The sequence below is a fragment of the Vibrio cortegadensis genome, assembly GCF_024347395.1.
Taxonomy (GTDB): Bacteria; Pseudomonadota; Gammaproteobacteria; order Enterobacterales; family Vibrionaceae; genus Vibrio; species Vibrio cortegadensis.
In genome coordinates, this window is sequence record NZ_AP025473.1 from 290,223 (window position 1) to 310,688 (window position 20,466).

18 protein-coding genes are annotated in these 20,466 nt (G+C 42.5%); 12 read left to right on the forward strand and 6 right to left on the reverse strand.

Features of this window, described 5'->3' with window-relative positions; translation table 11 throughout:
- Window positions 1–58: 58 nt before the first annotated feature.
- The gene (locus OCV39_RS15825) at window positions 59–547 is read right to left on the reverse strand and encodes a hypothetical protein (RefSeq protein WP_261889957.1); all 489 of its coding nucleotides are present in this window, start codon (window positions 545–547) and stop codon (window positions 59–61) included.
- Window positions 548–713: 166 nt separating this feature from the next.
- The gene (locus tag OCV39_RS15830) at window positions 714–1,613 is read right to left on the reverse strand and encodes a LysR family transcriptional regulator (RefSeq protein ID WP_017054361.1); all 900 of its coding nucleotides are present in this window, start codon (window positions 1,611–1,613) and stop codon (window positions 714–716) included.
- Between the two features lie 222 nt (window positions 1,614–1,835).
- On the opposite strand from OCV39_RS15830, the gene OCV39_RS15835 reads away from it, so the two are divergent.
- From OCV39_RS15835 to OCV39_RS15860, 6 genes are all read left to right on the forward strand, one after another.
- Window positions 1,836–3,527 (forward strand): L-lactate permease, encoded by a 1,692-nt coding sequence (locus OCV39_RS15835; protein WP_261889958.1) that lies wholly within the window; start codon window positions 1,836–1,838, stop codon window positions 3,525–3,527.
- A gap of 258 nt (window positions 3,528–3,785) precedes the next feature.
- Window positions 3,786–6,641 carry an FAD-binding and (Fe-S)-binding domain-containing protein gene (locus tag OCV39_RS15840; RefSeq protein ID WP_261889959.1) on the forward strand — a complete coding sequence of 952 codons (2,856 nt, stop codon included), beginning with the start codon at window positions 3,786–3,788 and terminating at the stop codon, window positions 6,639–6,641.
- Window positions 6,642–7,022: 381 nt separating this feature from the next.
- Window positions 7,023–8,300 (forward strand): L-cysteine desulfidase family protein, encoded by a 1,278-nt coding sequence (locus OCV39_RS15845; protein WP_261889960.1) that lies wholly within the window; start codon window positions 7,023–7,025, stop codon window positions 8,298–8,300.
- Between the two features lie 121 nt (window positions 8,301–8,421).
- A complete protein-coding gene (locus OCV39_RS15850) occupies window positions 8,422–9,027 on the forward strand; it encodes a helix-turn-helix transcriptional regulator (protein WP_390903277.1) in 606 nt (201 codons plus the stop codon).
- A 317-nt stretch (window positions 9,028–9,344) separates the two neighbouring features.
- Window positions 9,345–11,285, forward strand: a complete 1,941-nt coding sequence (locus OCV39_RS15855; protein ID WP_261889962.1) for a hypothetical protein — start codon at window positions 9,345–9,347, stop codon at window positions 11,283–11,285.
- A 321-nt stretch (window positions 11,286–11,606) separates the two neighbouring features.
- Window positions 11,607–13,373, forward strand: coding sequence for a sensor domain-containing diguanylate cyclase (locus OCV39_RS15860; RefSeq protein WP_261889963.1), 1,767 nt, complete (start codon window positions 11,607–11,609; stop codon window positions 13,371–13,373).
- On the opposite strand, the gene OCV39_RS15865 is transcribed toward OCV39_RS15860, so the two are convergent.
- Window positions 13,370–14,245, reverse strand: a complete 876-nt coding sequence (locus tag OCV39_RS15865) for a LysR family transcriptional regulator (RefSeq protein WP_261889964.1) — start codon at window positions 14,243–14,245, stop codon at window positions 13,370–13,372. The two genes, OCV39_RS15860 and OCV39_RS15865, sit on opposite strands and share 4 nt — an antisense overlap.
- A gap of 165 nt (window positions 14,246–14,410) precedes the next feature.
- Between OCV39_RS15865 and OCV39_RS15870 the strand changes: the two genes are divergently transcribed.
- Window positions 14,411–15,394 (forward strand): aldo/keto reductase, encoded by a 984-nt coding sequence (locus OCV39_RS15870; RefSeq protein WP_390903267.1) that lies wholly within the window; start codon window positions 14,411–14,413, stop codon window positions 15,392–15,394.
- A 96-nt stretch (window positions 15,395–15,490) separates the two neighbouring features.
- On the opposite strand, the gene OCV39_RS15875 is transcribed toward OCV39_RS15870, so the two are convergent.
- The gene (locus OCV39_RS15875; RefSeq protein ID WP_261889965.1) at window positions 15,491–15,733 is read right to left on the reverse strand and encodes an RNA recognition motif domain-containing protein; all 243 of its coding nucleotides are present in this window, start codon (window positions 15,731–15,733) and stop codon (window positions 15,491–15,493) included.
- A 173-nt stretch (window positions 15,734–15,906) separates the two neighbouring features.
- Here OCV39_RS15875 and OCV39_RS15880 point away from each other — a divergent pair, with 173 nt between their 5' ends.
- From OCV39_RS15880 to OCV39_RS15895, 4 genes are all read left to right on the forward strand, one after another.
- Complete coding sequence (locus OCV39_RS15880) at window positions 15,907–16,443, forward strand: P-loop NTPase family protein (RefSeq protein ID WP_261889966.1); 537 nt, start codon at window positions 15,907–15,909, stop codon at window positions 16,441–16,443.
- 101 nt (window positions 16,444–16,544) lie between these two features.
- Window positions 16,545–17,315 (forward strand): ribonuclease H family protein, encoded by a 771-nt coding sequence (locus OCV39_RS15885; protein WP_261889967.1) that lies wholly within the window; start codon window positions 16,545–16,547, stop codon window positions 17,313–17,315.
- A 51-nt stretch (window positions 17,316–17,366) separates the two neighbouring features.
- Window positions 17,367–17,849, forward strand: a complete 483-nt coding sequence (locus OCV39_RS15890) for a GNAT family N-acetyltransferase (RefSeq protein ID WP_261889968.1) — start codon at window positions 17,367–17,369, stop codon at window positions 17,847–17,849.
- A gap of 147 nt (window positions 17,850–17,996) precedes the next feature.
- A complete protein-coding gene (locus tag OCV39_RS15895) occupies window positions 17,997–18,242 on the forward strand; it encodes a hypothetical protein (RefSeq protein WP_017053814.1) in 246 nt (81 codons plus the stop codon).
- A gap of 113 nt (window positions 18,243–18,355) precedes the next feature.
- On the opposite strand, the gene OCV39_RS15900 is transcribed toward OCV39_RS15895, so the two are convergent.
- Entirely contained in the window at window positions 18,356–19,468 is a 1,113-nt protein-coding gene (locus OCV39_RS15900; protein WP_261889969.1) for an NADH:flavin oxidoreductase, read from the reverse strand.
- Window positions 19,469–19,746: 278 nt separating this feature from the next.
- Between OCV39_RS15900 and OCV39_RS15905 the strand changes: the two genes are divergently transcribed.
- Window positions 19,747–20,076, forward strand: a complete 330-nt coding sequence (locus tag OCV39_RS15905; protein ID WP_113798527.1) for a DUF1840 domain-containing protein — start codon at window positions 19,747–19,749, stop codon at window positions 20,074–20,076.
- Window positions 20,077–20,246: 170 nt separating this feature from the next.
- Here the strand turns inward: OCV39_RS15905 and OCV39_RS15910 are convergent, their stop codons facing one another.
- Complete coding sequence (locus tag OCV39_RS15910) at window positions 20,247–20,399, reverse strand: hypothetical protein (protein WP_017053817.1); 153 nt, start codon at window positions 20,397–20,399, stop codon at window positions 20,247–20,249.
- Window positions 20,400–20,466 lie beyond the last annotated feature (67 nt).

A 20,466-nucleotide genomic window follows, 5' to 3' on the forward strand; every position in this document is an offset into this window, starting at 1 on the left:
TTGGCCGCCGACCAAACCACCGCATGGACGCGGTGGTTTTCTTTTACAAAAACTTAACTCAAAACGTAAACACATACCCGTGAGCACCCGCTACCGCGCCAACTACCGCCACTAAACTCAACGTCAGCAGTACCTTATGCATTAAATGCAGCATGGAAAATGATTTGTCGCTGTCAGTTTCTGCTTGTTTATGAAACCACTTATGCAGCACTAAAGGCTCCAATACAAACAACACCAGAGTGAAAATAGCCCAGACAAACGTCATAAGATGCATCCACCAAAATTGAAGGTGCAAATATCGGTCCCACGCATTCATCACTTCGAGCATGTAGTAACCCGATAGCCCAGTTAACAATGTGGTTATCTTAGCTTGAAAGCTAAACTTGCCTTCCAACTGTTCAAACAAGGCAAGTCGACTCTCTTTCTCTGGCATCTTTCTAAGGGCAGGGATTAAAACGGTAGTAACAAATGCTACGCCTCCAATCCAAAGCACAACCGCAAACACATGCAGCGCCCGAGCAATGACAAAGCGATCAAATTCATTCATTTCCTGTTCCTATATTATTACGTCAGTGAGGATATCAGAGCACCTTCGGCTCTCGACAAATCCCTATACCCTCACAACACACAAGGGTAAATGAGTATAATTATCATCTAAATGCAAAATGATAACTATCAACAAGATCAATAAACAATAAGAAACCACCTAATTTCTAGAAATAGTGCGAAATGGTGAGGTATCGTGTCCGTATATGCTCAATCAGTAGCTTTACCTTATTAGGCGGTTGTCGCGTAAAAGGGTATACCGCGTAAATCCCAAGTTTTTTACCGACAAGATCAGGAAAAATATCCACCAGCTGACCGTTACGAATGTCGTGATACACCAAGCATCGAGGTACGTACGCCACGCCATGGCCACCAAGTGCCGCTTTTCTTAGCGCAGTCGCATTATCGGTCGAAAAGCTTCCTGATACATGCACAATGTAATTGCCCTTTTTCCCTTTAAACTCCCACTCTGACGCTCCCGTGGTTTGATAAGCATATTGAAGGCAATTATGTTCCACCAAATCTTCTGGCTTTAATGGTTTTCGGTTCTTCGCAATATAAGAAGGTGAAGCACACACCACCCATTGAGAATCAATGATATGCCTTGCTTTTAAACTTGAGTCTTCCAAGTAACCTGTTCGAATCACTAAATCGAAGCCACCATCAATAAGATCGACAAATTTATTATCTAACGACATATCTACACTCAAACCTGGGTGCATATTGCAGAATTCAGCTACCGCATCCGCCAAGATCAAATCTCCCGAAATACTTGGGACAGACATTTTAATATGCCCTGTCACATTCTCCCCAAAGCCTGAAACTGCTTCCATAGCCTCACCAGCGGCGAGCTTCACAGTTTTCGCACCATGCGCCAGCGCTTTACCCGCTTCGGTAAGCGTTAATTTACGCGTTGTTCGGTATAATAATTGAACCCCTAAATCTTCTTCAAGCCGCGCAATTCTTTTGCTAACTACTGAATTTGTAAGGTTATTCTGCTCTGCCACCCTACTAAAAGTGCCCATCTCTACCACTTGGGAGAAAAGGATTAAGTCATCTGCTCTCATTCTATTACATCACTTTTGGAATCAATCTTTTTCATTATTTCCCTATATCAATAAAAAATAAAGGGGTAATGTCACCTGAAATTAACAACCCAGTCACATTTGTTAAATTAAGTGTGAATAATTCAACAATAGACATTTTGCCCATAACGACAAAAATTAGATCTACCCATAACGATAAAAACAATAATAGTCCGATAGGAAATGTTGTACGAGGAAGTACCCATGAGTGAAACAATATTAGCACTACTCGCCTTTTCGCCAATTGTCATTGCGGCAATTTTACTTGTTGGTCTTAATTGGCCAGCCAAAAAAGCCATGCCCGTCGCCTTTGGTTTGACGGTTATCATTGCCCTCGTCTTTTGGGACATGTCCGTTAACCGTGTGTTAGCGTCTGTCTTTCAAGGTTTAGGTATCACCGTATCAGTACTCTGGATTGTGTTTGGCGCTATCTTTTTATTAAACACTTTAAAACACACCGGAGCCATCACCACCATCCGTAACGGTTTTACTGATGTCTCAACCGACCGACGTGTTCAAGCCATCATCATTGCTTGGTGTTTTGGTTCGTTCATCGAAGGAGCTTCTGGTTTTGGAACCCCTGCGGCTATCGCAGCACCTTTACTTGTCGCGATTGGTTTTCCAGCTCTTGCAGCGGTATTGATGGGCATGATGATCCAATCCACCCCAGTTTCATTTGGGGCGGTAGGAACACCAATCATTGTTGGGGTAAACCGTGGGTTAGACACTCATGGAATTGGGGAAGTGCTGGTTGCAAATGGCTCAACTTGGGACATTTATCTGCAACAAATCACCTCTAATGTCGCGATGATTCACGCAACCGTCGGGACATTAATGCCAGTACTCATGGCAATGATGCTGACACGATTCTTTGGTAAAAACAGAAGCTGGACGGAAGGATTAGACATTCTACCGTTTGCTCTTTTCGCTGGTCTTGCCTTTACGATTCCATATGCGTTAACGGGCGTTTTTCTTGGGCCAGAGTTCCCTTCTCTAATCGGTGGATTGATCGGCCTTGCGATCGTCGTTACTGCAGCTAAAAAAGGCTTCTTAGTACCTAAATCAAAGTGGGATTTTGAAAGCGAAGACAAATGGCCAGCAGAATGGTTAGGATCACTTAAAATCGACCTTAATGATGACAAAACAAAGCCAATGAACATTGCTGTCGCATGGGCACCTTATGTTCTTCTAGCCGTCACGTTAGTCGCGAGCCGAGTCAGCCCTGAGTTCAAAGGATTACTAAAAAGTGTCAGTTTATCCTTTAGCAATATTCTTGGTGAAACAGGGATCAGTGCAGCCATTCAGCCGCTCTATCTACCCGGTGGAATCCTCGTCTTTGTCGCTCTTGTCGCGGTGATATTCCAAGCTCGTAGTGCTGCGCCACTGGCTAAAGCATTTGGCGAGTCGAGTAAGACATTGATCGGTGCCGGCTTCGTTCTTGTGTTTACCATTCCTATGGTGCGAATCTTCATTAACTCGGGTGTCAATGCCGCAGATTTAGCCAGTATGCCTGTCACAACCGCCAACTTTGCTTCAGGGCTAGTGGGCGAAGCGTTCCCAATGCTCAGTGCCACCATTGGTGCATTAGGTGCCTTTATCGCAGGCTCGAATACCGTCTCTAACATGATGTTCAGCCAATTCCAGTTCGAGGTAGCTCAAACCCTGTCTATCTCAAGTGCGGTGGTTGTTTCATTGCAAGCCGTAGGTGCCGCAGCAGGTAACATGATTGCAATTCACAATGTGGTAGCCGCATCGGCAACCGTTGGATTGCTTGGTCGCGAAGGTGCCACTTTACGCAAAACCATCATCCCAACCTTCTACTATTTAATCGCAACAGGGTTAATTGGTTTAGTGCTTATTTATGGCGTCCACTTAACCGATGCATTAATGAACTAATCGAGTAATTGACACATAAGCTGAGAAAATGACATTAGGGCCTGTTTACCCCGACACTTGTTTTGTTTCTTGCTTTAACCAAGTGAAGAAACAAGGCAGACCTTAGGCCTTAATGTCACCCTTTTGGACTTAACGACACGCGATCATCGGGGCGACTTGCGGGGCTCACGGATTTAACTCACAGACCGTGTTATTACTAGAATATAAATAAACAACAATCAGTCTTTAAACTGAGAAACCAATACACAGGAACTTAGCATGAACAAACCAGAGACGAATGAGCAACGAGATCGCTATTTGACTTTAGAAGCGTTGCTTGCCACGCAAATAGACTCTAAACGAATTATCACTCAAGAAGCGAAGCGACTCGCTTATGGCACTGATGCCAGTTTCTATCGTCTCATCCCAAAAATTGTTCTGCGGTTAACCCATTTAGATGAAGTTATTTTTGCTATTCAAAGCTGCCGTGAGTTAGACATCAGTTGCACATTTAGAGCCGCAGGCACTAGTCTCTCAGGCCAAGCTGTATCCGATTCCGTTTTAATCACACTAACTGACGACTGGCGAGATCACAAGATCCTCGACAATGGAAACAAAATTATCCTCCAACCTGGCGTTATCGGTGCTGATGCAAACAAATACCTTGCGCCATACCAGAGAAAAATAGGCCCTGATCCGGCCTCAATTAATACCTGTAAAATTGGTGGTATTGCAGCAAACAACGCCAGTGGTATGTGTTGCGGTACTGCACAGAACTCTTACCGAACGGTCGATAGTATGAAAATAGTATTTAGTGATGGCTCCATCCTAGATACCGGTTGCAAAGAGAGTATTGCCGCATTTAAAGCGATTCGTCCTGAGCTTATTGAAGGACTAGAAAACTTATGTGCGGAGACAGAAAATAATCCCGCGCTAACAGAACGCATTCGTCATAAATATCGTTTAAAAAATACTACGGGTTATGCGCTTAACGCATTAGTCGACTATAGCGACCCGATTGAAGTCATCGAACATTTGATGATTGGTTCAGAGGGCACTCTCGGATTTATCGCCGAAATCACTTATAACACCGTCATCGAACACTCTCACAAAGCATCAGCTTTATTGGTATTTTCGAATATAGAAGAAGCAAGCCAAGCCGTAACCAAACTTTCTCACGCCCCTGTCGCGGCAGTTGAGATGATGGATGGTCGAGCAATGCGTTCGGTAGCAGACAAACCGGGAATGCCAGCATTTATTCAACACCTAGATATAGAAGCGGCCTCTATTCTTGTGGAGTCTCATGCCAGTGATCAAGCAGAGTTGGATTTACAATGTAAATGCATCATGGAATCTCTGACTGAATTTTGCATCATCGAATCGATTCCATTTACCTCCCAAGCGTCAACGGTTGCTACCTTGTGGGGGATCAGAAAAGGCATGTTCCCTGCGGTGGGTGCAGTTCGAGAAGTAGGCACAACCGTTATCATTGAAGATGTTGCCTTCCCAGTTGAAAACCTCGCCAATGGTGTGCGCGATCTACAGGCTCTATTCGATAAATACCATTATAATGAAGCGATTATTTTTGGTCATGCTTTAGAGGGAAACCTACACTTTGTGTTCACTCAAGGCTTTGACTCACAAGAAGAGATCGACCGTTATGGGGGGTTCATGGATGATGTTGCTGAATTAGTTGCCGTAAAATATCAAGGCTCACTGAAAGCGGAACATGGCACCGGTCGTAACATGGCTCCTTATGTAGAATTGGAGTGGGGAAAAGATGGTTACTCGCTCATGCAGCAGATCAAAGCTTTATTTGATCCACAAGGTCTGTTGAACCCAGGCGTTATCATTAATGACGACCCGCATTCGCATATTCAAAACCTTAAGCCCATGCCAGCAGCCGATCCACTTGTTGATCGCTGTATCGAATGTGGTTTCTGCGAACCCGTGTGCCCATCAAGAACTTTAACTCTCTCTCCTCGCCAACGTATTGTTCTTTATCGGGAGCTTCAGCGCAGACGAACGGCAGGAGAGACAGTTGAAGCCAGTGAACTCGAAAAGATATTTGAGTACCAAGGTTTAGATACCTGCGCGGCGACTGGGCTTTGTGCCGAGCGATGCCCAGTAGGAATCAATACTGGTGATTTAGTCAAACAACTGCGTACCGCCAAATATCAAAAGTTCACACCCATTGCGAAATGGACAGCCGATCATTTTGAAACCACCACCACGTTAACGAAAGCAGGTCTTAAGAGTAATCAAATTGCGACTAAAATCATCGGCAAAGCCGCTGTTGGTAAGCTAACCAATGGTGTTCGCTCCCTCACCCAAGGTAAAACACCTGTTTGGCTGCCAGAATATCCTCAGTCTAACCCTCACGATATTGCAAAATCTGTGCTTCATCAAAAAAACACGACGGAAGAAAATGAAGATAAGAAAGTCGTCTATATGCCCTCTTGTGCGAGCCGAACCATGGGGCAACAACAAGATGCGAGTGATCAACGCCCCTTAACAAAAGTTACATTGTCACTACTTGAAAAAGCCGGCTTCGAGGTGATTATCCCAAATAAGCTCAATGATCAATGCTGTGGTATGCCCTATGACAGCAAAGGGATGAATGATGTCGCGCAGCAGAAATCTCAGCAGTTAGAAGCGTCGCTATGGCAAGCAAGTCAGCAAGGGAAATACCCAGTATTGATGGATACCAGCCCTTGCGCTAAACGTAGCATTGAGCAATTCACCCAGCCGATGACGGTTTTAGAACCCACAGGATTTGTCACTCAATACCTACTGCCACATCTCAACCTTGCTCCTATTGAAGAGACGGTGATGTTGCATGTGACTTGTAGTTCTCGTCGCATGGGGCTGGAATCTGACATGTTCAAACTTGCTAAAGCATGTGCCACGGATGTGATTGTTCCTGAGCACATTCAATGCTGTGGCTGGGCTGGAGATAAAGGATTTACTACGCCAGAGCTCAATCAAGCGGCGGTTCATCCATTAAAAGAGCAAGTGCCTGCACACTGTACGCGTGGGTTTAGTAATAGTAGAACCTGTGAAATTGGCTTATCTCACCACAGCGGTATTCCTTATCAGTCTATTTTGTATTTGGTCGATGAAGTCGCACAGTAAATAGAAAACCAACACATCAAAGCCAGAGGTCCTCACTTCTGGCTTTTTTATCTTCTTATCTTCTTATCTTCTTATCTTCTTATCTTCTAGAAAGCTATAAACCCGAGCGAAATCAGGGTTCAACGCCTTTCAGTTATTTCTCATCAAATATTGAGGAAATAGCACGAATAAGCCTAAATAATGCCAACAATCAAAAAAACTCAACTATTTATGATAAAAATATCAAGTTTACTTGAGGAAAAGCACAAAACCATTCACAACAACAGGTAAGATGTCGCCCATCAAACAGCACATATTAGGGAAGTAAGTGACTCATGGAATCGTGCTATAAAAATCCCTTAAGCAATTACAAATAATGCTTACTTTATGAAGGCGTCGATCATGAAACAAGAATGGCAACAGTACATTCAAATTATCAAGCAAGTCGTTAAACCCGCTCTTGGTTGTACCGAACCAATTGCTGCTGCTTATGCCTCTTCTTTAGCTGTTCAAGAATTAAATGGCGTTGTGCCAGATGCCATTGAAGTATTGGTATCGGCCAATCTCTATAAAAACTCAATGGGTGTATTTGTCCCTGGTACTGGGAAAATAGGTTTACCGATCGCGGCAGCGGCAGGTGCTATTGCTGGTAACCCAAATGCGGGTCTAGAAGTTCTCGCTGGAATAACACAAGATCAAGTCGATGCTGCTCAAAAGCTAATAGATAGCGGAGCCATCAGCGTAAAAAAAATTGATACGGAAGAGTTTATTTACTGCTCAGTGACCGCACGTCACGCCCAAAATGAAGCTTGCGTAACGATCAGCGGTGGCCACACTAACATTCTTCGCAAAACAGTAAATGGCACCGTAACCTTTGAAGCACCACTGACGGATAAAATAGCCACTGCATCGATTTGTGATGGGGTTGATATTAACATCAAAGCCATTTACGAATTCGCCCTATCGGCACCGTTTGCTGATATTTCATTTATATTAGATGCGGCCGATCTCAACGAAAAACTGGCCAATGAAGGGATGACCAATCCCTACGGCTTAGAAATTGGCCGTACATTTCAATCAAATATATCCAACGGAATCATCGGCGAAGATCTGATGACGAAGATTCAGATGTACACCTCTGCCGCTTCTGATGCGCGTATGGGTGGAGCCACTCTGCCTGCTATGAGTAATTTTGGCAGTGGCAACCAAGGGATCGCGGCAACCATTCCCGTTACGATCGCTGCAAAAGCCTTTGGTAAATCAGAAGAAGATTTAGCGCGCGCACTGATTTTAAGCCACCTTGGTGCGATTTATATCAAGTCACACTATCCGCCACTCTCTGCTTTCTGTGGTAATACCGTAACCAGTGCAGCGGCTTCAATGGCGATTGTTTATCTTGCTGGTGGATCATTTGAACAGTCCTGCTTTGCGATTCAAAACGTGATCAGTGATAGCTCAGGAATGATCTGCGATGGCGCAAAATCCTCTTGCGCAATGAAAGTATGTACCTCTTCTTCAACGGCCGTTCGTTCATTTATGATGGCGATGAATAATAGTTCCGTTCAGGGGCAAGGTATTGTGGCAAAAGAGGTTGAGCAGACCATCAAAAACGTGGGGTCAATGGTAAGTTGCGGTATGACAGCAACTGATAGCACCATCATCGATATTATGTCGGCATAGCACCTCGCTCGTCACTCAGCAATGGTCAGCCAGTGAAATAGATTGGTATAACAAGCATTTAAAGGTAATAACATTGGAAATCACGGCTTTTACTCAAAATGATTACGATATTCTTAACTCGATGTCTAATGTGGTGGATGGGATCGCACGGATGTATGGAGAATACACGGAGGTGGTACTGCATAGCCTCGACAGTGAGAATCCATCTATAGTGAAAATTGCCAATGGTCATGTTACCGGAAGAGGTCACGGCGCTCCCATTACCAATCTAGCCTTACTCAAACTAAAGGAAGGGAAAGATATCTCTGACTCTTACCTTACTAAAACCTCTTGTGGGAAAACATTACACTCAATCACCACGATTGTAAGGAACCCGCAAGATGTTCCCATTGGCCTATTGTGCATAAATGTGGACATGGATGCGCCAGTGCAATCTTTCCTACGCACGATGCTCCCTCCAAGCACTGCTTGCTGTGATATTTCACAATCGCCAGAAACCTTCGCGCAAAATATCGATGAGACCATCACCAGTACGATTAGCACCATAAAAGAAGAGACCTGGAAAAACGGCGAAATTGCACCTTCAAAGCGTAATCGCGAGGTCGTCACTAAACTTCACGGGCTCAACATTTTCAAATATAAAGACAGTGTTCAACTCGTCGCTGAAGCATTAGGAATATCTAAAGACACGGTTTATCTGTATTTAAGAGAATTAGAAAATAGCTAGGTGAGAACCTAAAATCAGCTGAGTCAGCACTAAGGAGATAACAGTTATCAGTTCGTCTCCTTTTTTATGTCTACTCCATTCCCTAAATCGTTTACTGCATTTCCATATATCTGTACCACGTCTCTATACCACTACGTAAAATAGAATTATCGAACGGCTAAAGCCTCTCCCCCCTCCTTCATGAGAACTTCATTGCACATAAGGTTACTACAATCACATAATTTTATTAGGGTTATTGCGAATAGCTAACACCTAGAGTAATTATTCAGCTTATAAAATAAAGTCAAATTATCACTTTTTTATATAAGGATGTAAGCGTGAAACATAGCATTGTACCAATACTCATCTTAACCTCTTCAATTGCAGGATGTGGAGGCGGCGGTGGCAGTAGTAGTGGTGGTAATACTAGTGGCGGTAATAGCGATACTTTAGCGCAGCTTTCTCAGCAAAATGCCATATTTGCAGCAAATAGCCTAGAAACCCTTGAACAACCCGTTGCGTTATCAAATGTTGTTATTAGTGTACTCCATCAACTCAATCTAGAAGATGGAACAACAACAGCAGAATGCCTTTTTGATAGCAACGGTACTGGCACCTATACCGCAACACTAAACAATCAAACACTGAGCATTACATTTAATAGTTGTAACGTTGAAGGGCTTGGCGATATCACAGGTCAAACGACAGCAACATTTAGCTCTCTGCAAAAAAACAATCATTACTTAGAATTTGAAGGGGATATTAGTACCGTTGATTTAAAACATACTGCCGATGGAAATCCATATACGGCAAGTTACGGTGCGCATATTCAACAAACAATTACTTCCGAAAATAATGTTGAATATAGGATGAGTTTGACTGGGGATGAGAGTATCTCCATCAACGGAGCCCACTTATACTTCAAAGATAACGAAATTGTCAGGAGCCTAAATTATAATCAAGGTACCTACAGTATGACTGCCAAGGCCAACTTATCTCAACCAGATCAGTTCGATGGCGATATTTGGTTACGCACAACCTTACCGCTTAGTGGTTATATTCGTAGCTACCCCACAGCAGGCCACTATGAAATACAAGGGGCGAATGGAGACAAAGTAGTGGTATCTCCTAACTATTCAAATATTGCTGAGATTGACATAAGCATTCAAGGGGTTCGTGACATACAAAATGTATCTTGGACAGATATGATGTTGGGATCCGCGATTAGTTTTCCTGCAAGGCAAGGCATTAAATCGGGTGATATTTTTGATAATTTCAGCAAACGTTGGTACTTCAATGAACAATCACCAAAGATTAAGCATACCAATTCAAACCCACTTCAACCAAGTCAAACCATTTTAGTCATGCCGGCTCCCGCACCCCAAGATCTAAAGAATATTGAGTTGCGAAAATCGAGTTTAGGAGAGTTACTGCAAGATGACATGTATACCATTTCGGCAGATGGCCCTTGGGTTACGATCAACTTCACCAAAGATCTAGAAGTCGACAACAGCTATAACGTAATGCTTTTTGATGAAAGTTATAATCATTATGCATCATTTGACTTTGATACCACGCTCGCATTCAACATTGAAGTAACGCAAGATCAACTCCTTACAGAAATGTCTCCATTTACTCTTGGCATAACACAAGCTTCTGATGCCGCAGCACCAATAACGATCGAATGGAGCCACTTAAGTGGAGGTATGCACTTCATTCCAGTAAAAAAACTCAGCGCAACGACTGCTTCAATCGATCCACAAGACATGGAACCTGGGGAAATCTACGTATTTCTCGCAAAAATAACTGACCCATATAATCGCAAAACTGAGTACCGAGTCAATTTAACGGTAAAAGATCCAATCAATGGTAATAGCTACTTATCTATTGAAACAGATTCAACTTATCCAAAACTGGCTAATCGAAATGTAACGATTGTCCAAGACTCGACCAGTGCCATTACAGCAACCAGCTTAAAAGTTGAAAATGCTTTTAACTCGAATGATGACAATGATTTCTTACTGGATGTCTCTGGTTTATATAACAATTATGTTAACACCAATATTGGAAATAAAATTGATTTAAAAACAAACAACCTTGATTGGGCTTATTACTGCAACACCAAAACAATGCAGCTAGAAGTGCTAGAAAATGAGCAAGTAGAGGAACAAAAAGAGACATATGTCGATTATTATCAAAAAGTGGCTCTAGACTTTACTATCAATTGCGATAGCGGAACGCTAAAAGGCAAATACCGTCACCGTTCAACCATCGAATAGACCAGCATAAGCTTAATCAGCTGAACCATTCAGCTGGTTAAGTTTTTACATGAACAACAGACACTCCTCCCAGATCCTTTTGATGTATTTAATCCATTACCAATCACCAAATCTCATTACTATAAATCAACCTCTTAGATGTAGATTGCCGTTCCATATGTAAGCAATTTATTGCATTAATGTGATCGCAAATGATACAAATTGCCTTCAACACACTACACTGAAATGATATGCCGTAAATCATTCGGCAGCTCTATCATTCAATAGAGAACAGGTTGTCATAGAACAATCGAGTAATATATCGCTAGGCTAGGAGAGAGTATGAACACAACGTCATTTGGTCGATTTCAGTATCTTCCAATATTCGCCTTGATTGTATCCATGGTTTTTGGCGGGTATTTATATAATCAAACCCTCAATAGTTGGCTCACAAAAATCGTCAGCGACTACATGTTCAGCTTAGTTGATGACGTCACTCATGAAATTAAAGAGAAACAGATCGATCTTTACGACATGTCAGAGACAGAGGTCGACCAATTTCTTAATACCTTATCTCAAGCGAAGACTGGCCGCCGTTTTACAATTATTCACAGCTCAGGAAAAGTACTTGGTGATTCACAACTGACTCCACGAGAAGTTTCACAACAAGATGATCACAGTAATCGCCCTGAGGTTATCTCTGCATTAAGTGGACTCAATGGGTTATCACAACACTACAGCTCAACGCTTAACCAAGAGATGTTGTACGTTGCCAAGAAAATTGAACTTCCATTAGACGACCATGACCACGACTCCAGCTATATTCTTCGACTCGCAATGCCAATGACGACGCTTTATTCAATGGCAAAAGATCTCGAATATATCGTTTTTGCTCTGATGGGAAGTTCATTTCTCACTCTGCTACTGTTCTCTTGGTACAGTAATCGGAAAATTCTCCATTTAGTCAAACAAGAACGAAGCAAACAAGAAGATAGGATCCGCCAAAGTACACAAGAGATTGAGCTATTACACCGATTAGCCAATATGCTTGCCGCTTGTAACAACATCAATGAAGCACAAGCCGTGGTTTCCGATATTATTCCTAGGATCCTTGGGGACATTAACGGCAGCGTCTCTATCATGCGAGAATCACGTAACCAACTAGAAGTTAAACTCGACTGGGGTGGCGAATGGCCAGCCAATAAAGTGTATGCGCCACACGACTGTTGGGCTCTAAGAAAAGGCAGGTATCATTTATCTCATGATGACTACCACCAACTTCCTTGTAACCATATGGATAATTGCCAACAAGAAGGACGAACACTGTGCGTACCTTTAACGGCTCATGGCAACACTATCGGCATGTTTCATCTCTATTTTGATAGCAGTGATGAGCTAATCCCTGAGGAAACCAAACAGTTAGCCTTTACTATTGCAGAGCATTTGGGCTTAGCGTTAGCCAACCTAAACCTACAAGAAAAACTCAGATCTCAAGCATTAAGCGACCCTCTTACAGGGCTATTTAATCGTCGATACTTTGAAGAAACCATCGACCAAGAGTGGTTACGCGCAAGCCAAGACAAAACACCAATGTCTTTGCTAATGCTAGATTTGGATCACTTCAAACGCTTCAATGACAACTTCGGACATGATGCTGGAGATTATGTTTTAAAAGAGGTTGCCAGTTTATTGAAAGATGATATTGCTCAAGAGCATGTAGCATATCGCCTAGGCGGAGAAGAGTTAGCGGTACTCAGCCCGAACTGTTCTGTTGAAGAATCCATTGAACTTGCCAATTCGATCGTTAAGAAAATCCACAACCTACATCTTGATATGAAAGGACTCTCTTTAGGTCAACTTGGAGTCTCGATTGGCGTGGTCACCTATCCAGATATGAATGCTCCCACAGAGGCACTTGTTAAAGCCGCAGACACCGCATTGTATGAAGCGAAAGCCAATGGTCGTAACCAAGCAATACATGTAAAGCAGTCACAGTCACCTAAAAAGAAACAACAGAACAATGGTTCAAGCTCATCCCCTGAATCTGGCTCTATTACTGAAATTTTACCTCAAAAAAAAGCTGACAAGGTGAAAGTGAAGAACGCTTAAATGCTTGAAAAATAATCACGGACAAACGTAACAAAGGTTTTCAATTTCAGTGATGGGTATATCACTTGAGGATAAAGTAAATAAAGATGGTTTGGCTCGGGTAGTGTCTCTAATGGCAATACCCAGCTTAACTTTTCTTGCTTTATCTCCTCCTCTACGTAGTACTTTGCAATCCGAACAATCCCCTTTCCTGCCAGTGCTTGCTTCTTCAATAGATGATTTTCGTTCGTCGAGATCCAACCATTGACCAATATTTCTTGATTTTTTAATGGCCAATATTTCTGATGTAACGTCGTCAAACACTGGTGGTATTCAAGATCACTCACCTGTTCAGGTATGCCATAAGTACTTAAATATTCAGGGGAAGCAACCAAAACATGCTGATATGGAAACAGCTTCACCGCCACCATATTATCAGGAGGCAGATTTGTCGCTCGAAATGCGAGATCAATTTCTTGTTGGTTTAAGTTGAAAGTTGTGTAGCTAGAATTTATTTCAAACTGAACATCAGGGTGGAGGCTTCGAAACTGAGCACACAGCTCAAATAAATAGGTCTCTGCAAACATTTTAGGAGCGGTCAGTCGCAGTAGGCCGCTAATTTGGTTGTGGTCTTGAATGATATTCCGTTCAAGATCGATGACCTGAGAACGAATCGCCAAGCCTTGAGCATAAGCATGCTCACCTTCTTGAGTTAAACGAACACTTCGCGTTGTGCGAATCAACAGTGGGCACTGTAACTCTTTCTCAAGCAACTTTATCTGCTCAGAAAGATACCCCTTGGATATACCCAACTGTTGCGCTGCCTTAGTAAAGTTAAGCTGCCTTGCGAGCTCCACAAACAGCATTAACCGTTGAATCCTTTTATGTTCCATTTTTTATATATACCTAGTGACACATCACTCCTACTTTCGTTGACCTAATATTACCACTCACAAAAGCTTTGTTCGATATACAAAACAATGAATTCTTTTTACGCCTCTTCACTTTAAATCACCGAACAATAGAATAACCATAAACCTCCGCAAAATGGACATGCCATGATGAACACTGAACGAAACATCCCACTAACAAACCCATTACCCAAAACCAGTCAAATTGCGTATGGCTGCATGGGGTTAGGAGGCGGTTGGAATAACAACCCTGTGACGAATGAGCACATTCAACAAGCGAATGAAGTTATTCATACGGCATTAGAGTCAGGTATTACTGTTTTTGACCATGCTGATATCTACACCTTTAATAAAGCAGAAATTGCTTTTGGAGCTGTCTTGAAACAAACCCCGTCTTTACGTGATGACATGTTCATTCAATCCAAATGCGGCATTCGGTTAGAAGACGAATCCGCCCCAGGACGTTACGATTTCTCCAGTGAATGGATAGCACATTCCGTCAATGGCATCCTAAAACGACTTCACACTGAAAAACTCGATATGCTACTTCTTCATCGTCCTGATCCATTAATGGATTTGCATGATCTCGCAACATCATTAGAACGTTTAAACGCTGACGGAAAATTTGATTACCTAGGGGTATCGAATATGAACTTGCATCAAATTCGTTTTTTACAATCCGCACTAGATCTACCAATTGTCGCGAATCAAATCGAAATGAGCTTGGCTAAACTTGATTGGCTTAACGATGGTGTATTGGTTGGTAACGAAGGCATGCAGAGTGTCGATTTCGTCAGTGGGACATTAGAACACTGCCAAATGAATAACATTCAAATACAAGCTTGGGGGTGCCTAGCTCAAGGTCGATATTCTGAAGCAGGACTTCATTCGGAAGACGCCAATATTCGTAATACGGCACAACTTGTCTTAAATTTAAGCGAGAAACATCAAGTGCCAAGTGAAGCGATTGTATTGGCTTTTTTACTTCGTCACCCTGCCAACATTCAACCGATTATTGGCACAACAAACCTTGACCGAATCAGAGCTTCAGCTCTCGCAACAGCGGTTACCCTTTCACGAGAAGAGTGGTACCGCTTATTTGTCACTTCTCGCGGTCATGCATTACCATAACCACAAAAAAAAGCACGAATACTATTCATTCGACAATGAGAGTATTCGTGCTTTTTAATCTCGATGGCATCCAGAACTCATGCCACCGAAATGCTATTAATAAGCTTTTGCTTCTTTTACTCTAATAGTGTTTTTCGCTATTTTAGTCATATTCAGCGCTTGCATCGCTTTTGTTGCTTCTTCAATTTCCGGCATTTCTACGAAACCGAATCCTTTCGATTGGCCAGTTTCTGCATCAAGAACTAGATTGCTAGAAACAACCGTGCCGTGCTCTTCAAAAAGTGCTTTCAATTCTTCAGCGGTCGTTGTGCGAGCAAGGTTGCGAACTAATAGTTTCATGGGTGCCATATCTTATTTAAGTGGTTATTTGTCCTCAAAGATTATCACAGATGCGCGAGCAGAAACCAAGTAGCGATTAACATCACAACTTAACGTTATTTTTCCACTCTTCACTGGTGCTCATAAAATAGTCATTTATAATTTCGCCCCCTTTATTTCCCGTGGAGTCACAGATGCATAAAATCAACGTGATTGGCACAAGTGGTAGCGGAAAAACAACCTTCAGCCAACAGCTTGCCGCCATACTCGACTACCCTTACCTAGAAATGGACTTAATTTACTGGAAACCACAATGGCAAGAGCCCAGCGATGACGAGTTCTTCGCTGCATTACGCCATAAATTAGATCAGCCAGCATGGGTGTTAGATGGTAACTACAACCGTACCGCAGCAACGAAATGGAAAGATGTGGATACGATTATTTGGATAGATTACTCTTTCTCCCGCACTCTCTACCAAGCGATTACCCGGGCAATCAAACGCACCTTAAGCGGAAAAGAGCTATGGCCGGAAACGGGCAACAAAGAATCGTTTCGTAAGTCATTTATGAGCTCAGATTCCATCATTTTATGGACGATTAAAACCTACGCAAAAAATAGAGATAGATACCTCTCAATGATGAATGACAAGCGCTATCAACATATCAATTTCATTCAGATCAGATCGCCAAAAGAAGCGCATCAGTTTCTTGAGCGTTATTCAAATAAGTAAACCGCGTTATAAATGAACACCTGCACGGTCGTTTCGCTCTTTTGCTTTGTCAACGTAACCTTGCACGTTATATTGAAGTCATCAACGAGACAGAGGTCAGCATGGCACAAAAATTTTATGTAGTATGGAAAGGACGACAAACGGGTATTTTTACCGATTGGGCAACGTGTAAAAGCCACGTCGATGGTTTCAATGGTGCTCGATACAAATCGTTCAAGACTCGATCAGAAGCAGAAAGTGCTTTTGGCGGTAAAAGCAGCCCTTCCAGCGCCACCAGCTCTCGAAGTAGTACAGCGAAAAAACCGGCAGCAAATAGCGTGAAAACCTATACTGCTCAAGAAATTTTGGCTTTAAATGCCGAGGTAAAAATATTCACCGATGGCGGTTGCGATCCAAACCCTGGCAAAGCGGGCTCTGGAGTGGCAGTTTATAGACAAAACCAACTTGAATCTCTTTGGCTTGGGTTATTCAATCCGAATGGCACCAATAACACCGCAGAGCTCAATGCGTTAAACCAAGCATTAATCATGGCTAAAAAAGAGACAGAAGCGAACCAAAGCACGGTGATCTTTTGCGACTCTAAATATTCAATCCAATGCGTTACTCAATGGGCAGCGAACTGGGAAAAGAAAGGATGGAAAAAGGCAGGTGGTGAGATTAAAAATCTAGAGCTTATCCAAGAGATGTTTGCGCGTTACCAGCAACTAAAAAGCAAAATTAAGATTCTACATGTCAATGGGCACGTGGGCGTTGAAGGAAACGAGCTTGCCGATCGCATGTCGATGCTCGCGATCAAATCGAAAGAAGTTGCTTTCTCTCAATACCATGACACGCTTGATATTGAAACCATTCTCGCAATGCAAGCAGGATAAACCGCCTTTAACCATTGCGCTCTCATAGGCTCAGACAATCGAAGGGAAACGATGCTAACCATTAGACATTACCGTGACGACGATGCAAAAGCGACATGGGCGCTATTCTTCTACACAGTCCGAAATATTAACTGCCGTGACTATTCTGATGAGCAAGTGAGAGCTTGGGCCCCTGACGATTTTGACTTTAAAATTTGGCAAAAACGCATGAAAACCTTAAAGCCTTTCATTGCCGAATACGACGGAACGATTGTTGGATACTCTGATTTACAAGAAAATGGATTCATTGATCACTTCTTTTGTCATCATGAATATCAAGGGAAAGGGGTTGGGCGCGCGCTTATGCAGCACATTTTTGCCCAAGGAGAAATACAAGGAATCGCTCGCTTCCATTCTGAAGTCAGTATTACTGCTCGACCTTTTTACGAACATTTTGGTTTTATTGTCAAACACTCACAAGTCATTGAGGTTCGTGGGCAGACCTTAACCAATTATGTGATGGAGAAGGTTACAGACCCCTCATCAGAACACTGAGCAAGAAAATAAATCATGCTTTATATCAATAACAGATTACAGAAAAGATAGGCTCGTCGGATTTTATAAATAAGCTTAACTCTTGTCCGTACAAGCCCTTTTCAATCCATTAAGTTGTATTTGTCTTTGCTACTAATGGATTGAATTATGTCGTCAATGGCGATTTCAAATTATCTCGGTTTGTTCATCTTACTCATGTTCACCCACCCATTTATGCTGGTGATACTCAACATGTTGATCTGGGATAAGGCTACCCGCGCTCGGTATTCAAGTCGATTTAATATCGTCTGTGCGATTTTGGCAGCGTGCTTGATGATAATGCACATGCAAACGGAAGTTGTGTATGGAAAAGAGTTACTTGATCGCTGGTATTCGATGAACCCGAATGGATAACATTATCTCCTGTCAGGACTCAGATCACTCTAAGCCCTGATCGTTCTTACTCTATTCGCTTCCTCTTCTACTCGCTTCCAGTCTTACGCGCATTTAACCACTCTAAATCTGATTTATAGGCGAGCGAGCTGCTGCTTTCTCTCTTTATTCACCACACAAAAATTACCTCGTTTCGTTCGACACTTTGAACATCGTTCACATTCAACGGGTGAGCGATCTCCCTCTTTCCAGCGTTTAATTAAGCTCGGTTCAGAGAGTAACGGTCTCGATAGTGCGAAATACTGAATACCTGTGTTATTGGCAATCTCTTCTATCGCATTAATATCGGTTAGACCTCCGACAGTAATAACCGGAATATCCACCTCTTCACTAATCGCATGACCATATTGGTGAAAATACCCCTCTTCTTGAATGGTATACCCATCAAAATGTTCGCCAATTAATGTGTTGGCTTTACCGTGAATATTGCCAGAAATGATAATGGCATCCACTCCGATTGATTCTAACTTCTGACAAATAAGCCGCGTCTCATCAAAAGTAAGCCCACCGTCAAAGAACTCTGAGGCCGTTAATTTCACTAGAAGAGGAAATTCATCGCCAACCAGTCTTCTTGTTTCAGCATAAATTTCAAGCAAGAATCGCATGCGATTATCTAGGTTACCACCATATTGATCCTCACGGCGATTGTAGTATGGGCTCAAAAACTGGTTGATCAAATATGTATGGGCAGCATGTATTTCTATGCCATCAAACCCTGACTCTTTTGCTCTTCTTCCCGCCTGCGCAAATGCTTGAACGATGTAACCTATCTCCTCTTGAGTCATCGCCTTGCCAAGAGTTTGGGTACCTATTTCGCATACTTCACTCGGGGCGTAAATTAGACGCTCACCAACGTTGTATGTGGTTTTCGTTCCGCCATAAGCAAGTTGCATCACTATTTTTGAATCATAGTGATGGACTAAATCCGTCAGTTTCTGGTATTCATCGATAAAGGAATCATTGTACATCCCCATCATTCCAGCGTTAGGCTTCTCTTCTTCTACAATATTGGCGTAACCCGTCACGATTAAGCCGACTTCACCTTTCGCTAACTCTTCATAGATCGCATATAACTTATCCGTCATATGCCCCTCTTCTGTCGCCATGTTTTCCCATGTCGCACTACGAATGAAACGGTTTTTTAAAGTCATGCTGCCAATTTGGCTTTCAGAAAACAAAGTGCTCAAACTCAACCCTCTCGACATTTATTGTCATAATTTCCGGATATTAAAAGGCAAAAAAGAACAGCCACGTATTCGCATAGCTGTTCTTTTTTGTTCATTTTTGCTGTGTCAATCAGCAAGCGAGGATGTTATCAATAATATTAATGATAAATGTTAATCCAGATTAAGAACATCACACATAAATACCATGAAACGGCGGTATCCCATACGTTGCATCATGGATCAAATATCACTAGGATGAATAACCATCGTATATTCCAACCACAAAAAGGATGATTAATATGCTCATTATTTTCAGTTGTAAAGCTCATGCAGATATCACCATGTTTGGTGACGTTGGATTACAAATGTTAAAGATGATGGGGCACAGTGGAACCGTTCCAGGAGCGATTCAGGCATCGGAAGTAGCCACTGCACTCTCTCAATTAAAAGCAGCAGTCGCAAAAGAACAGAGAGCATCTGAACTCAACGATTCAGAACTCGATGACAACGGTGATGACCTTGTTGAGCAGAGCGTTAGTATCAATAATCGAGCACTACCGTTAATTGCATTACTCACTGCGGCTGCCAAAGAAGAGTGTCATGTCATGTGGGAATCTGTCGGAAAGTAACCATGACAGCAGTCATCATGACAGCAGTCATCATGACAGCAGTCATCATTACAGCAGTTAGCCATCACAGCAGATAGCAACAGATAGCCAAATACAAAAAAAGGTAGCCATGGATAGGGCCACCTTTTGTTTATCAGCATAGTACCTTTCTGGAGAAGTAGTCCGGTAAATTATGCTGCTTTCAAGTCGCGTGTTGGGTAAGTTAATTTGTACCCATCAACTTGAACGTGCGTGTAGTTGCCACCACTGCTTTGACCCGTTACAACCATTGGACCTAATTCCACACCTTTAGTCGCGACAACTTGATCATCTATTGCAAACATTTTAATACCTTAAATCGACAGATTAAATTACAAAAAATATCTGCCAGTATTAAATCAGGATCGCCAT

What these genes read in the sequence shown, in the direction of transcription:
- OCV39_RS15825 (WP_261889957.1), bottom strand. Translation starts at nt 547, where the DNA reads ATGAATGAATTTGATCGCTTTGTCATTGCTCGGGCGCTGCATGTGTTT.
- OCV39_RS15830 (WP_017054361.1), bottom strand. Translation starts at nt 1,613, where the DNA reads ATGAGAGCAGATGACTTAATCCTTTTCTCCCAAGTGGTAGAGATGGGC.
- OCV39_RS15835 (WP_261889958.1), top strand. Translation starts at nt 1,836, where the DNA reads ATGAGTGAAACAATATTAGCACTACTCGCCTTTTCGCCAATTGTCATT.
- OCV39_RS15840 (WP_261889959.1), top strand. Translation starts at nt 3,786, where the DNA reads ATGAACAAACCAGAGACGAATGAGCAACGAGATCGCTATTTGACTTTA.
- OCV39_RS15845 (WP_261889960.1), top strand. Translation starts at nt 7,023, where the DNA reads ATGAAACAAGAATGGCAACAGTACATTCAAATTATCAAGCAAGTCGTT.
- OCV39_RS15850 (WP_390903277.1), top strand. Translation starts at nt 8,422, where the DNA reads ATGTCTAATGTGGTGGATGGGATCGCACGGATGTATGGAGAATACACG.
- OCV39_RS15860 (WP_261889963.1), top strand. Translation starts at nt 11,607, where the DNA reads ATGAACACAACGTCATTTGGTCGATTTCAGTATCTTCCAATATTCGCC.
- OCV39_RS15865 (WP_261889964.1), bottom strand. Translation starts at nt 14,245, where the DNA reads ATGGAACATAAAAGGATTCAACGGTTAATGCTGTTTGTGGAGCTCGCA.
- OCV39_RS15870 (WP_390903267.1), top strand. Translation starts at nt 14,411, where the DNA reads ATGATGAACACTGAACGAAACATCCCACTAACAAACCCATTACCCAAA.
- OCV39_RS15875 (WP_261889965.1), bottom strand. Translation starts at nt 15,733, where the DNA reads ATGAAACTATTAGTTCGCAACCTTGCTCGCACAACGACCGCTGAAGAA.
- OCV39_RS15880 (WP_261889966.1), top strand. Translation starts at nt 15,907, where the DNA reads ATGCATAAAATCAACGTGATTGGCACAAGTGGTAGCGGAAAAACAACC.
- OCV39_RS15885 (WP_261889967.1), top strand. Translation starts at nt 16,545, where the DNA reads ATGGCACAAAAATTTTATGTAGTATGGAAAGGACGACAAACGGGTATT.
- OCV39_RS15890 (WP_261889968.1), top strand. Translation starts at nt 17,367, where the DNA reads ATGCTAACCATTAGACATTACCGTGACGACGATGCAAAAGCGACATGG.
- OCV39_RS15895 (WP_017053814.1), top strand. Translation starts at nt 17,997, where the DNA reads ATGTCGTCAATGGCGATTTCAAATTATCTCGGTTTGTTCATCTTACTC.
- OCV39_RS15905 (WP_113798527.1), top strand. Translation starts at nt 19,747, where the DNA reads ATGCTCATTATTTTCAGTTGTAAAGCTCATGCAGATATCACCATGTTT.
- OCV39_RS15910 (WP_017053817.1), bottom strand. Translation starts at nt 20,399, where the DNA reads ATGTTTGCAATAGATGATCAAGTTGTCGCGACTAAAGGTGTGGAATTA.